Source organism: Streptomyces rapamycinicus NRRL 5491 (assembly GCF_024298965.1).
GTDB lineage: Bacteria > Actinomycetota > Actinomycetes > Streptomycetales > Streptomycetaceae > Streptomyces > Streptomyces rapamycinicus.
Window position 1 is genome coordinate 2143112 of record NZ_CP085193.1, and the last position, 12982, is coordinate 2156093.

At 70.4% G+C, this 12982-nt stretch carries 12 protein-coding genes; 2 read left to right on the forward strand and 10 right to left on the reverse strand.

Annotation, left to right across the window (positions count from 1 at the left end; all coding sequences use genetic code 11):
• Nucleotides 1-188: 188 nt before the first annotated feature.
• The 5 genes from LIV37_RS08905 to LIV37_RS08925 form a co-directional block, all read right to left on the reverse strand.
• Entirely contained in the window at nt 189-803 is a 615-nt protein-coding gene (locus LIV37_RS08905; protein WP_243146376.1) for a DUF742 domain-containing protein, read from the reverse strand.
• 16 nt (nt 804-819) lie between these two features.
• Nucleotides 820-1269 carry a roadblock/LC7 domain-containing protein gene (locus LIV37_RS08910; protein ID WP_020866777.1) on the reverse strand — a complete coding sequence of 150 codons (450 nt, stop codon included), beginning with the start codon at nt 1267-1269 and terminating at the stop codon, nt 820-822.
• A gap of 30 nt (nt 1270-1299) precedes the next feature.
• Entirely contained in the window at nt 1300-4215 is a 2916-nt protein-coding gene (locus LIV37_RS08915; protein WP_158634932.1) for a sensor histidine kinase, read from the reverse strand.
• A 144-nt stretch (nt 4216-4359) separates the two neighbouring features.
• Nucleotides 4360-4503 carry an MFS transporter small subunit gene (locus LIV37_RS08920; protein WP_158634931.1) on the reverse strand — a complete coding sequence of 48 codons (144 nt, stop codon included), beginning with the start codon at nt 4501-4503 and terminating at the stop codon, nt 4360-4362.
• Nucleotides 4504-4507: 4 nt separating this feature from the next.
• Complete coding sequence (locus LIV37_RS08925; RefSeq protein ID WP_121825673.1) at nt 4508-5896, reverse strand: L-lactate MFS transporter; 1389 nt, start codon at nt 5894-5896, stop codon at nt 4508-4510.
• Nucleotides 5897-6434: 538 nt separating this feature from the next.
• On the opposite strand from LIV37_RS08925, the gene LIV37_RS08930 reads away from it, so the two are divergent.
• Together LIV37_RS08930 and LIV37_RS08935 are read left to right on the forward strand one after the other, a co-directional pair.
• Entirely contained in the window at nt 6435-6830 is a 396-nt protein-coding gene (locus LIV37_RS08930; RefSeq protein ID WP_121825672.1) for a DUF485 domain-containing protein, read from the forward strand.
• Complete coding sequence (locus LIV37_RS08935) at nt 6827-8422, forward strand: solute symporter family protein (RefSeq protein ID WP_121825671.1); 1596 nt, start codon at nt 6827-6829, stop codon at nt 8420-8422. The genes LIV37_RS08930 and LIV37_RS08935 overlap by 4 nt, the downstream gene beginning before the upstream one ends.
• 30 nt (nt 8423-8452) lie before the next feature.
• On the opposite strand, the gene LIV37_RS08940 is transcribed toward LIV37_RS08935, so the two are convergent.
• From LIV37_RS08940 to katG, 5 genes are all read right to left on the reverse strand, one after another.
• Nucleotides 8453-8983 carry a hypothetical protein gene (locus LIV37_RS08940; RefSeq protein WP_020866783.1) on the reverse strand — a complete coding sequence of 177 codons (531 nt, stop codon included), beginning with the start codon at nt 8981-8983 and terminating at the stop codon, nt 8453-8455.
• A complete protein-coding gene (locus tag LIV37_RS08945; RefSeq protein ID WP_020866784.1) occupies nt 8967-9458 on the reverse strand; it encodes an RNA polymerase sigma factor in 492 nt (163 codons plus the stop codon). Before LIV37_RS08945 ends, LIV37_RS08940 begins: the two co-directional genes overlap by 17 nt.
• Before the next feature lie 102 nt (nt 9459-9560).
• Nucleotides 9561-10169, reverse strand: coding sequence for a class F sortase (locus LIV37_RS08950; RefSeq protein ID WP_020866785.1), 609 nt, complete (start codon nt 10167-10169; stop codon nt 9561-9563).
• Entirely contained in the window at nt 10166-10543 is a 378-nt protein-coding gene (locus LIV37_RS08955) for a hypothetical protein (RefSeq protein ID WP_020866786.1), read from the reverse strand. The genes LIV37_RS08950 and LIV37_RS08955 overlap by 4 nt, the downstream gene beginning before the upstream one ends.
• Nucleotides 10544-10742: 199 nt before the next feature.
• Complete coding sequence (gene katG / locus LIV37_RS08960; protein WP_020866787.1) at nt 10743-12956, reverse strand: catalase/peroxidase HPI; 2214 nt, start codon at nt 12954-12956, stop codon at nt 10743-10745.
• Between the last annotated feature and the right edge of the window lie 26 nt (nt 12957-12982).

Sequence of the window (12982 nt, forward strand, 5' to 3'; positions counted from 1 at the left end):
CTTTCCCCTCCCCGCCCCTTCCCGCAGCATCGATATGCGGCTCCGCCGCGTGGCAGGGGCTTCGCCCCTGGACCCCGGGGTCTGGGGCGGAGCCCCCCCCACGCGGCGGAGCCGCATATCGGCAGGTGTCGGGAAGGGGCGGGGAGGGGAGCAGCCCGCCGCGGGCGCCAAGCTCCGCCGGACACCCCCTAAATCCGCCGAAGCCCCACCAGCACGCGCTCCATCAGGGAGACGTCCGGTACGTCGCCCTCCTCGGAAGCCGTCCGGTGGACGGTGATCAGTCCGTGCTCGGCCATGTCGCCGAGCAGGACCTTGGCCACCCCCAGCGGCACCGAGAGCATGGCCGCCACCTCGGCCACCGACCGCGGCTCCTGACACAGCGCGATCACCGGCCGGTGGTCCGCCTGAAGGGTGTCCATCGAGCGGTGGCCCAGCTCGGTGGTGGTCACCAGCGTCTCGACCTCGAAGTGATGGTCGGACCTGGTCCGGCCGCCCGTCCACGAGTAGGCGCGCACCAGCGAGGCCGGGCCCTGGCTCCCGTCGTGCTCCGTATCCCAGACGCCCGACCGCTCCGGCTCCGACGACCCCCGTGGGAAGGGTCCCCCGGGCTCCTCGGGCCGGCCGTCCCCGCCCCGGCGGCGGGACCGGGCGCCCTCCGGCGCCCCGTCGGACCGCGGCGGCTTCCGCCCGCGTCGCCCTTTGCCGAAGCTGAAGGCGTTGAGCACGTCGGCGAAGGTCTGTTCGTCCTCCGCCCCCTGTTCTCTCCCAGGTCCCTGCCCGGAAGGGCCTTCACCGGTGCTCATCATCTCCCCGTCCGGCCTATTGGGCTGCTGTCCGCTTTATGCCCTGCAGATTCAATTCCTGCAGCTCGGCGCGGAGTTCCGGGGTCAGCATCTCGCCGACCTGATCGACCAGTACCGTCATCTCGTACGCCACCTGACCGATCTCGCAGTCCGGCGCCGCCAGCACCACGAGGCACGAGCCGTCCTTGACCGACATCAGGAGCATGTTGCCGAGCTCCATCTGGATCACGGAGGACCGCACATCACCGGTATCCATGCACTGGGCAGCGCCCTGGATCAGGCTGATGGCCCCGGCGGCAATGGTGGCGACCTGCTCGGCCCGATCGGCCGCCAGCCCGTCCGACGCGGTGAGCAACAGCCCGTCGGCCGAGACCACCACGGCGCACGCCACATTGGGCACACGCTCGGTGAAGTTGGTGACCAGCCATCCGAACTGGCTCACCTCCCGCAGCTGGGGTGAGGTCATTGGTTCTTCCTGTCCATCTTCGCTGAGACCTTATGTCTCGTCGCGTCCGTCGGGCTGAGCCCGCCGGATGCCCGACTGGTAATTGCTGAGGAACGAATGGGTGCGGCCGGCGGTCCGCCGCGCGGCGGCCTCGTCCGCGGTGGCGCGCGGCGCGGGCCGCTCTCCGGTGGCGCGCGGCTTGTCCCGGTCCGCCGCCTGGCCCTGGCGCGGCACCCGCCGGGGCAGCCCGGCCTGGGTGACCCCGCCCGCCTCCGCGGCGCCGGGCCGCTCGTGGACGATCTGGCCGGGCTCGTCCGCGGGGTCCGGCCGACTCTCGTCGGGGGGTCCGGACGGAGCGGGGTCGGGCCGCCGGGAGGCGGCGGCCGCTGGAAGGTCCGCGGGCTTACGGGCGTTGGGCGGCCCCTCGCCGTTGGAGCCCGCCGGTGCCGTCTCGTGCGACGCGAACCATGGCGAGGGGGCGTCGTCCGGGGCGGCCGGACGAGAACGCCGCGGTGGCACCGTGGGCCGGCCCGGCGGCTGTGCCGTACGGCGGTCCGCGAGCGGTCCGCCGTCGCCGGGCAGGGGGCCGGTCTTCTCCGGTGCGCCGTCTCCGGCCGGTACGCCGTTGCCAGCCGGTATGCCGTCGTCGGCCGGTATGCCGTCGTCGGCCGGTATGCCCTCGCCGACCGGGGCGGGATGGCCCGGCTTGGCGGGGTGGCCGGGTTTGGCGGGGCTCCGCCGCGGCAGTCCGCCGGTCTGCTGGGGATCCGTGAACGTCCGCGAGGAGCTGGGGCGGGTCGGCAGGGAGCGGCCCGCGTGCTCGGACGCGGCCGGGGCATCACCGGCGCGGAGCGAGCGGGGGCCGTCGGGCACGCGGCGCGGCAGAGGTGCCGCCGGGGCGGCGCCGAGCTCACGGCGCGGCCGCGCCGCCTCGGACGTCCTGGCGGCGGTCCTCCGGATGGGCAGCGAGCTCTCCCGGCCCGCGATGGCGGGCTTGTCGCCGAGCATCAGCCTGGCCGGCACCAGCACACCCGCGCGCAGTCCGCCACCGGTCTCCCGCTCCGAGATCAGTTCCACGGAGACGCCGTGGCGACGGGCCAGCTGACCGACGACGGTCAAGCCCATCTGCCGGGACGTAGGTACCTCCACGGATGCGTCCCCCGCTACGCGCCGATGAGCCTTGGCCAGTTCGGCACCGCTCATCCCAAATCCCTCGTCGCGGACCTCGATCAGTGCGGAACCGTCCAGCCGTAGTGTATTGCTGACGGTCACCTGGGTCTCCGGCGGGGAGAACGCGGTGGCGTTGTCCAGCAGCTCAGCGACCATTCGCGCCAGGTCACCGGCAGCGTACCCGATCACCTCGGCGGTGGGAACGGGCTCCACCACCACCCGCCGGTAGTGCTCGATCTCGGAGACCGCGGCGCGCAGCACACTGTCCAGCTGCACCCGCTGCTCGGAGGGGCGGACCGGAGTGCTGCCGCACAGGACCATCAGGTTCTCGTTGTTGCGCCGCATACGGGTCGCCAGGTGGTCCAGCTTGAAGAGGCTGGCCAGCTGGTCCGGGTCCTCTTCGTGCGACTCGAGCTGCTCCATCAGGCGCAGCAGCCGGTCCACCAGGCTCTGGCTGCGCCGGGAGAGGTTGACCAGGGTGTCGCGCAGATCGCCGCGGAGCGCGGCCTGTTCGGCGGCCAGACGCACGGCCTGACCGTGCACCGCGTCGAACGCCCTCGCGAGCTGCCCGAACTCCTCGGTGGTGTGGACGGGTACGGCGCTGATCGCGGTGCTGGACGCCTCGCCCTCGCGGATGCTGGACACCGCTTCCGGGAGCCGTCGCTCGGCCACGTCGAGCGCGGTGGAGCGCAGCACGGTCAGCGACCGCAGCAGATGCCGGGCGATGGCGATACCGATGGCGAAGGCGAGCAGGAGTACGGCGAAGAGCAGCACGGACTCCGCACCGGCCCGGTCGCTGGTCTCGTCCTGGAGCTCGGCGGAGGTCACGCGGAGCCGGTCGGCGAGCCGCTTCTCCACCTTGTTGATGAGGCTTCCGTGCGCCTCCGAACTGCGGTGCCAGGTGCGGTCGGAGAACGGCGGGGCATCGGCGCCGTTCTGCCCGGCGTTCAGCGAGCCCGCCTGGGACAGCACGCCGTCCAGCAGCTTGGTGCGCCGATCGACCTCCGGGCCGGTGACCGTGCGGTCGTAGGCGCGCTGGTCGCCCACGGTGGCCACGGCGCGGAAGTCGCTCAGCTTGTCCCGCATGCGGATGTCGGACTCCTGGAGCGCCCTGATGAGCTTGGGGTCCTCCAGCGTGCCGGGCCGGGGCGCCACCATGACGATCACATGCTGGAGGTGCACCTGTTCCTGGACCATCTCCAGGTCGTACAGCGCGCTGGCCGGTCCGGACAGCTGGGCGTCACCGAACCCGCTGCCCAGCGCCTGGTCCAGGTCGAGCAGACTGTTGATGATCTTGCTGTACTCGGTCATCGCGGTCCATGAGCCCAGGTCCTTGGACGTCACCCGCCCGCGCAGGCCGGGCAGTCCGTCCAGGAGCTTGGACGCGTCGCGGTAGCGGTTGGCCGAAACCCCCTTCAGACCTTGGGTCCGCTGCGTGATGCGGGCGACGGCGGCCTGAGCTCGGTCCACGCGCTGGGTCTGCCGGCGGAGCATGGCCGGATCGGCGGGCCCGCTCTCGCCGAGCCGCTCGGCCGACAGGGTGCGCTCCATCTGCAGGTCGCCGATCAGCGGCCTCAGTCCACCGCGCAGCTTGACCAGCCGCTGCACGTCCGCGTACGAGTTGGCGCGCTCGACGTCGCGCTGGATCTGTACGACGCCCAAGGCCACGGCGAGCAGAGCGGGCACCACCAGAACGGCACCCAGCTTCACCGGCAGCCGCCAGTTGCGCCACTCCACGACGCCGGCCCACCACGACGGCGAGCGGTCGCGCGCGGCCGCATGCCTGCCCGGGGTCATGAGGCGCGCTCCGCGCTCGGACCGGCTTGCCCACAGGGATGTATCACGATGCCGTTTCTCCTGGGATTTCCCCGGATGGGGAAAGTCGAACGCCCGGCGGGCGGGCCGGTCCATCGCTTCGGCGATGCGCCGGCGCGCCTGCCTTTACTCGAACAACTTGCTGCTTTTCTCCGCCAGTTGATAGAGGCCGTAAAGAAACGGCACCGCCACCCACAGCCATGCCACGACCATCACCACGGGGGAACCCGTCTTGGTCGCGTTCGGCGAAGGGCCGTCTGCGTCAGTCACCGGTTTACCGCCTCTCTGCCGGAATGGGATCGGGGGTTTCCTCCGGGGGTGCCGACTCCTCGCGGGCCGCCGGCTCCGGCTCATGGAACTTCGGATTCACCGGACGTACCAGTTCGTTCGCGATGAAGCCGATGACGAGCAGTCCCATCATGAGCGAGAACGAGAAGGTGTAGAGAGCCGGGCCGGAGCGCCCGTCCTCATGTGCGGAATCCGCGATGGAATCCACGATGAGCGGTCCGGCGACTCCGGCGACCGACCACGCGGTCAGCAGCCGGCCGTGGATCGCGCCGACCTGGTAGGTCCCGAACAGGTCCTTGAGGTAGGCCGGGACGGTGGCGAATCCACCGCCGTAGAACGACAGGATCACCATCGTCGAGCCGACGAACAGCGCGGTGCTGCCGTCCTTCTCGAGCATGATGGTGAGGTAGAGCAGGGCACCGGCGCCCAGGTACAGCCGGTAGATGTTCTTCCGGCCGACCACGTCGGAGACCGAGGACCACACGAAGCGACCGGCCATGTTGGCCAGGGACAGCAGCGCGACGAACCCGGTGGCGGCGCTCGCGCTCACCGGACTCGCCGTGTCGTGGAAGAAGTCCTGGATCATCGGGGCGGCCTTCTCCAGGATCCCGATACCAGCAGTAACGTTCATGCACAGTACGACCCAGAGCAGCCAGAACTGCGGCGTCCGCACCGCGTTCCTGGCCGATACGTTCGCGGTGGTGACCAGCCGCTTGCCCGCGTCGACGCGGGGCGTCCAGCCGGCCGGCCGCCAGCCCTCCGGCGGCACCCTCACCAGCACCACGCCCAGCGACATGAACACGGCGTAGGCCAGGCCGTGCACCAGGAACGTCTTGGCGATGCCACTGGTGTCACTGCCGAACGCCTTCAGCATCTCCGTCGACCAGGGAGAGGCGATCAACGCGCCACCCCCGAAACCCATGATCGCCGTACCGGTGGCCATGCCCGGCCGGTCCGGGAACCACTTCATCAGGGTGGACACCGGGGCGATGTACCCGATGCCGAGGCCGACTCCGCCGATGCCGCCGTAGCCGAGGACGACCAGCCAGTAATTGCGCGTGGCGACGCCGAGCGCGGCGACCAGGAAGCCGGTCGAGAAGGCCACGAGCGACACGAACATGGCCCAGCGCGGCCCTTTTCGCTCCACCAGCGTTCCCCCGAACGCGGCAGAAAGCCCGAGCACCAGAATGCCGATCTGGAACGGGAGGGCGCTAGCCGTTCCCGAGATGTCTAGGGAATCTTCCAGGGGTATCTTAAAGACACTCCAGGCGTACGCCTGGCCGATGGAGAAGTGGATCGCGAGCGCCGCCGGCGGAATCAGCCAACGATTCCAGCCCGCGCCTGCGACGATGCGAGAGCGGTCGAGGAAACCCACAGATCAACCTACCTCCGGCTTCTTGGGAGCACCCCCGCAGACTGCGTTCCTTGGCCTATCCAAACACCCCGGGGGAGGGAGTGGCGAGCCGGGAGCTGCCGTCATATGCCAATGGCAGACGCGCTGCCCAGACGGCACGCTCACCGCACTCATGCTCGCGCACGATGGGACGTTCTACCCGGTGAGGTTCTACCAGTGGCGACACTTGGGACACAACGCCGGGTGCCGAAATGTCCCCCAAGGCGCAACCCTGGGCAGCCGTCGCCAACCTGACACCAAGTCAAAATGGACAACACGGGAAGGTGAGACAAAGTATCGGTTCGGCGACCTCTCCCGTCATATTCGAGATGGCGCCGAAGCCGGACGCACCCCCTGACATGTGCCCACCTGCCCCGGTGAGGAGCAGGGTGCGACGTTGACTGCGTCCGGTGCCTTACTACACTTGCCGCGTCAAGGGCCCGCCGGTTGCCCTCCCCTGACGCCCGAGCGCGGGCGCCCCCGAACCGACGTTTTCGTCAGAAAAACCCCGGAGAAAACCATGAATAAATCGGTGCGATCACCCGCTTCCTTGCCATCCGAGCGGGCCACCGGAACGGGGTTCGCCGATCGCGGTGACGATATCGGGGAGCCCGACTTCGAGGCGATCCAGCAGAGCCCGGAGTTCAAGCTCCTGCGCAAGAGACTGCTCTGGTTCATCTTCCCGATGAGCGCGTTCTTCTTGTGCTGGTACATGACTTTCGTTCTCTTCTCGGCCTACGACCACGACTTCATGAGCCGCAAGGTGTTCGGCGCCGTCAACACCGGCACCCTTTTCGGTCTGCTGCAGTTCGTGACGACCATGGCGATCGTCCTGACATACCGGCGCTTCGCGCGCAAGAAACTTGATCCCCAGGTGGACACGATCCACGAGCTGGCGGGAGTCGGCAAGGAATGACAGTGCAGATCGCAGCCCGCGCGACCGGCAGCCCGATAATCAACCTGAGCGTCTTCTTCGCTTTCGTCGTCATCACGCTGTTCGTCGTCTACAAGGCCACCAACAGAAATTCGACCACCTCCGACTACTACGCCGCGGGCAGCGCCTTCAGCGGCGTCCAGAACGGCATCGCCCTCTCCGGCGACTTCCTCTCCGCCGCCTCCTTCCTCGGCATCTCGGGGGCGATCGCGGTCCACGGCTACGACGGGTTCCTCTACTCCGTGGGGTGGCTGGTGGCCTGGCTGGTCGCCCTCCTGCTGGTCGGTGAACGGCTGCGCAACACCGGGCGGTTCACGGTCGGCGATGTGATGGCCTACCGCATGAAACAGCGCCCGGTCCGCGCGGCGGCGGCCAACGCCACCCTGGTGATCACGTTCTTCTACATGCTCGCCCAGATGGCCGGCGCGGGTGGTCTGATCGCCCTGCTGCTCAATGTGCACAGCAAGGGCGGGCAGGCCCTCATCATCACCGGCGTCGGCCTCGTCATGGTCTTCTACGTCCTGGTGGGCGGCATGAAGGGCACCACCTGGGTGCAGATCATCAAGGCGGGCCTGCTGCTGATCTGCGTGACCTTCATGAGCGTGTTCCTGCTCGGCAAGTTCGGGTTCAGCCTCTCGGCGATCCTCGACCAGGCGTCGCAGAACAGTCCGCTGGGCGGGGAACTGCTCAACCCGGGCGGCTGGTACGGCAGGAACGCGATGGACCAGCTCGACTTCGTCTCGCTCTCCCTGGCGCTGGTCCTCGGCATCTCCAGCCTGCCGCACGTGCTGATGCGCTTCTACACCGTGCCGGACGCCAAGGAGGCCCGGCGCTCGGTGGTGTGGTGCTCCTGGTCGATGTTCATCTTCTATCTGTCGATCCTGCTCGTCGGGTACGGCGCCACCGCGCTGGTCGGTTCGGACAAGATCGTGAACGCGCCCGGCGGCGAGAACTCCGCGGCTCCGCTGCTCGCCTTCGAGATCGGCGGCGCGATGCTCCTGGGCATCGTCTCCGCGGTGGCCTTCGCGACGATCCTGGCGGTCGTCGCCGGGCTGACCCTGGCCGCCTCGGCCTCGTTCGCCCACGACGTGTACGCCAATGTGATCCGGAACGGAAAGGCCGATCCGCGGTCCGAGATCCGGGTCGCCCGGCTGACGGCGCTCGTGATCGGCTTCCTGGCCATCCTCGGCGGCATCGTGACCAACGGCCAGAACGTCGCCTTCCTGGTGTCGCTGGCCCTGGCGCTCGCCGCGTCCGCCAATCTGCCGACGATCCTCTACACGCTGTTCTGGAAGCGTTTCAACACGACCGGGACGCTGTGGAGCATCTACGGCGGGCTGGTGTCCGGCCTGGTGCTCATCATCTTCTCCCCCGCCATCTCCGGCAGCTCCACGTCGATCATCAAAGGCGTGGACTTCCACTGGTTCCCGCTCACCAACCCCGGCCTGGTGTCCATTCCGCTCTCCTTCCTCTGCGGCTTCCTCGGCACGGTCTTCAGCAAGGAGCCCGCGGACCCCAAGAAGCAGGCGGAGATGGAAGTGCGGTCGCTGACCGGCATCGGTTCGAAGGCGTAGCGCGACAGGGCCGTGGGCGGCCGGGGCCGCCTACGGCCGTCGCGTCGTTCCGGGGGTCGCTTCGGTGTCCTTCCGGACCTCCGACGGAACGACCCGCGCCGAGGAGCTCGGCGCCGCCGACCGTCCGCGGGCGGGCACCCTCGCGCCGTCCCGGGGGCTGGACGTCTCGCTCCCGGGCCCGCGCCCGGGGCGCTGAACGGCGGACTCGGACGGCGCCAAGGGGCTGGGCGACGCCGAGGGACCGCCGGAATCCGAGGGGAGCGGGGGCGTCGTACGGCCGGTCGCGGGCGGCGGGGCGAGCGGGACCGTAGGGCGCGCGGGGGGCTCGGGTGCCGCCGCGCGGAGCGGCAGCGCGATGAGGGCGGCCACGGCGCAGGACACCCCCACCCCGGCCGCGGTGCGGAGCAGCTTGCGGCGGACCGCGGCGCGGCGGACCGCCTCGTACCGGCCCGGGGGCGGGCCGAGGTAGTCGGAGGGGGGCCGCAGGATCACCGCGAGGGGGTCGTCGGGCTCCCGCTCGGGGCCGATGTGCTCCGGGCCGTCGTCACAGCGTGGGGTCAAGGCTTCTCCTCAGGTGGACGCGGAGCAGTTCCCGGGCCGCGTGGAGGTCGGCCTTGACGGTTCCTTCCTTGCGCCCGGTCAGTACGGACACCTCCCGGATGGGCATGTCAGCGTAGTAGTGCAGCAGGATCGGGACGCGCAGCCGTTCCGGCAGCGACTGTACGAGCAGGCGCACCGACGGGTCGGACTGTTCGGTGTGGGGGCGGACGGCGGCTTCCGTGGTGGCCCGGCGCATGGCCCTGCGCTCGCGCTCCACCTTGCGCCAGTGGTCCCGGACGAGATTGGCCGCGGTGACGTAGAGGAAGCCGCGGGGCTCCTCCACGGACGTCCAGCGGGCCCAGAGCCGGGTGAACGCCTCGGAGGCGATCTCATGGGCCGTCTCGTCGTCGTCGACGAGACGGCGGCACCAGCCGGCCAGGCGCGGGTAGAGGGCGGCGAACAGCTCGGACGCCGCCCTGTCACGGGACCGTTTCAACGCACTCCATGGTCGTGGCGGCACTCGGCCGTGCGGGCACTTCGTCAGAGGAGGATCCCGGGCCGCCGGTGTGGGTTCCATGGGCCCGGGATGCTGGGTGGGTCAGGGGCCGGCGGACGCCGGCGTGGCGAAGACGATCACATTGTCGAGGTAGCCGTCGCCGGAGCGGGGGCCGCCACAGGTGATCAGCCGCAGCTCCGGGCGGTCCACGTCCCCGTAGACCTCGTCCGCCGGGAAGTCCGCCTTGGCGACGGTCCGTACGGCGCTGACGCCGAACCGTGCCGCCGTGCCGTTCTCCAGGCGCGTCTCGACCCGGTCGCCCCGGCGCAGCCGCGCCAGGTGACGGAAGACCCCGTCGCCGTAGGCGCCGACCGTGACGTGGCCGAGGATGACCGACGGGCCGAGCTGCCCCGGTGTCGGCGAGTGCCGGTACCAGCCCGCGCGGTCGTGGGCCGTGACCGGCGGGACCGCCACGCTCCCGTCCGGCGCCAGCCCCAGCCGGATGACCGGGGTGTCGACGCCGATGGCCGGGATCCGCAGCCCGACCGGGACCGAACGCCCGAGGGGACGCGCCGCCTTCGCAGGGGTCGGCGGTGGCCTCCTCCCGGAGGTCGGTGCGGCCGTGGTCCGCCGGTCCGGGTGGCCGCCGCAGCCCGCGAGCAGCGAGGCCATCGCCGCGGTGGCGAAGGCGCGCCTGGAGAACGGGGTCATGCCCCGGTCGCCCGCCGGCGGCGGACGACGAGGACCGCCGCGCCGCCCGCGGCGAGCACGGCGGCGGCTCCCCCGCCGATCAGCGCGCTCTCGGTCCCGGACGACTCGGAGGAGTCGTCCGTCACTCCGGTGTTCGGCGCGCCCTTCGGTACGACGGCGACCTGGCCGCGGTCCCGCTTCTTGGCCGGTTCCTCCCTCGGGGCCTGGGCGGCGGCGGTGGGCTTGCGGGTCGGCGCCTCGCTCGGGACCGGGCTGGCGGAGGCCGCGGGGGTGCGGCGGGGGGCGGGGGTCGCGTCGTCGGCGAACGCGGGCACGGTGGTGGCCAGTACGGCGGTGCACGCGAGTGTCATCGCGCTGAGGACAGTGCGGCGCATGGAGTCGCTCTCTTTCGTCGGTCCGCCCGGCGGTTCGGCGGGCTGGGTTACGGATCGAGCGGAGAGACGAGGCAGCGGCGCGGCGCGTTGTAAAGAGATGGCAAAGCGTGTCCGTCGGCCCTGCCGGGGCCGGTCCCGGGGCAGAAAAGCGTCCAGGCCGGTCCGTGCGGACCGGCCTGGACGTGGTGCTCGGAGCGGATCAGACGAGGTCGAACCGGTCCAGGTTCATGACCTTGACCCACGCCGCGACGAAGTCGTGCACGAACTTCTCCTTGGCGTCGTCGCTCGCGTAGACCTCCGCGAGGGCGCGCAGCTCGGAGTTGGAGCCGAAGACGAGGTCGGCACGGGTGCCGGTCCACTTGACCGCGCCCGAGGCGTCACGGCCCTCGAACGTGGTCTGGTCCTCGGACGTGGACTTCCAGGTCGTGCCCAGGTCGAGCAGGTTGACGAAGAAGTCGTTGGTGAGCTTGCCCGGGGTCTCGGTGAGGACGCCGTGCTTGGAACCGTTGTGGTTCGCGCCCAGCACGCGCAACCCACCGACCAGGACGGTCGTCTCGGGGGCGCTCAGGGTGAGCAGGTTCGCCCGGTCCAGCAGCAGGTACTCGGCCGGCAGCCGGTTGCCCTTGCCGACGTAGTTGCGGAACCCGTCGTACGTCGGCTCCAGCGCGGCGAACGACTCGGTGTCGGTGTGCTCGTCGCCCGCGTCGACGCGGCCCGGGGCGAAGGCCACCTCGACGTCGACACCGGCGTCCTTGGCGGCCTTCTCCACGGCGGCGGAGCCACCGAGGACGATCAGGTCGGCCAGGGAGACCTTCTTGGCACCGGAGTTGAACTCGCCCTGGATGGTCTCCAGGGCGCGCAGGACCTGCGCGAGCTCGTCCGGGTTGTTGACCTCCCAGCCGCGCTGCGGCTCCAGGCGGATCCGGGCGCCGTTGGCGCCGCCGCGCTTGTCGCTGCCGCGGAAGGAGGCGGCGGACGCCCACGCGGCGCCGACCAGCTGCGAGACGGTCAGACCGGAGTCGAGGATCTTGGCCTTGAGCGCCGTGACGTCGGCGGCGTCGATGGCCTCACCCTGGGCCTCGGGCAGCGGGTCCTGCCACACCAGGGTCTCCTCCGGGACCTCCGGGCCGAGGTACAGCGACTTCGGGCCCATGTCGCGGTGGGTCAGCTTGTACCAGGCGCGGGCGAAGGCGTCCGCGAACTCCTGCGGGTTCTCGTAGAACCGGCGGGAGATCGGCTCGTAGATCGGGTCGAAGCGCAGCGACAGGTCGGTGGTGAGCATCGTCGGGCGCTGCTTCTTGTTCGGGTCGAAGGCGTCCGGGACGATCTCCGGGGCGTCCTTGGCCACCCACTGGTTGGCGCCGGCCGGGCTCTTGGTGAGCTCGTACTCGTACTCGAAGAGGTTCTTGAAGAACCCGTTGCTCCACTGGGTGGGGGTGGTGGTCCAGGTGACCTCGAGGCCACTGGTGATGGCGTCCTTGCCCGCGCCCGTGCCGTGGGTGCTCTGCCAGCCGAGGCCCAGCTGCTCCATCGGGGCGGCCTCCGGGTCCGGGCCGACGGCGTCCGCGGGGCCCGCGCCGTGGGTCTTGCCGAAGGTGTGGCCACCGGCGATGAGGGCGACGGTCTCCTCGTCGTTCATCGCCATCCGGCGGAACGTCTCACGGATGTCGCGGGCCGCGGCGATCGGGTCCGGGTTGCCGTTGGGGCCCTCCGGGTTGACGTAGATCAGACCCATCTGGACCGCGCCGAGCGGGTTCTCCAGCTCGCGGTCGCCGGTGTAGCGCTCGTCGCCGAGCCAGGTGGTCTCCGGGCCCCAGTAGACGTCCTCCTCGGCCTCCCAGACGTCCGCACGGCCACCGCCGAAGCCGAAGGTCGTAAAGCCCATCGTCTCCAGGGCGACATTGCCGGTGAGGACCATGAGGTCGGCCCAGGAGATGCTCTGGCCGTACTTCTTCTTCACCGGCCACAGCAGACGGCGGGCCTTGTCGAGGCTGGCGTTGTCCGGCCAGCTGTTGAGCGGGGCGAAGCGCTGCTGACCGGCACCGGCGCCGCCGCGGCCGTCGCTGATGCGGTAGGTGCCGGCGCTGTGCCAGGCCATACGGATCATCAGCGGGCCGTAGTTGCCGAAGTCGGCGGGCCACCAGTCCTGCGAGGTGGTCAGCACCTCGGCGATGTCCTGCTTCACCGCAGCGAGGTCGAGGGCCTGGAACGCCTCGGCGTAGTCGAACTCCGCACCCAGCGGGTTCGCCACCGGGGGGTTCTTGGCGAGGATCTTCAGATTGAGCCGGTCCGGCCACCACTGACGGTTGCCGCCGCCCTGCGTGGGGTGGGGAGCACGCCCATGCGCGACCGGGCAGCCCCCCGCTTCCTCTGTCTTCGGGTCTACGACGATTGCCTCATGGTTCTCGGACATGGAAATCCTTCCACGCTAGGGCGGAT

Excerpts from the sequence above, each read along its gene's own strand:
- LIV37_RS08905 (WP_243146376.1), bottom strand. The coding sequence starts at position 803 with ATGAGCACCGGTGAAGGCCCTTCCGGGCAGGGACCTGGGAGAGAACAG.
- LIV37_RS08910 (WP_020866777.1), bottom strand. The coding sequence starts at position 1,269 with ATGACCTCACCCCAGCTGCGGGAGGTGAGCCAGTTCGGATGGCTGGTC.
- LIV37_RS08915 (WP_158634932.1), bottom strand. The coding sequence starts at position 4,215 with ATGACCCCGGGCAGGCATGCGGCCGCGCGCGACCGCTCGCCGTCGTGG.
- LIV37_RS08930 (WP_121825672.1), top strand. The coding sequence starts at position 6,435 with ATGAATAAATCGGTGCGATCACCCGCTTCCTTGCCATCCGAGCGGGCC.
- LIV37_RS08935 (WP_121825671.1), top strand. The coding sequence starts at position 6,827 with ATGACAGTGCAGATCGCAGCCCGCGCGACCGGCAGCCCGATAATCAAC.
- LIV37_RS08950 (WP_020866785.1), bottom strand. The coding sequence starts at position 10,169 with ATGACCCCGTTCTCCAGGCGCGCCTTCGCCACCGCGGCGATGGCCTCG.
- LIV37_RS08955 (WP_020866786.1), bottom strand. The coding sequence starts at position 10,543 with ATGCGCCGCACTGTCCTCAGCGCGATGACACTCGCGTGCACCGCCGTA.
- katG (WP_020866787.1), bottom strand. The coding sequence starts at position 12,956 with ATGTCCGAGAACCATGAGGCAATCGTCGTAGACCCGAAGACAGAGGAA.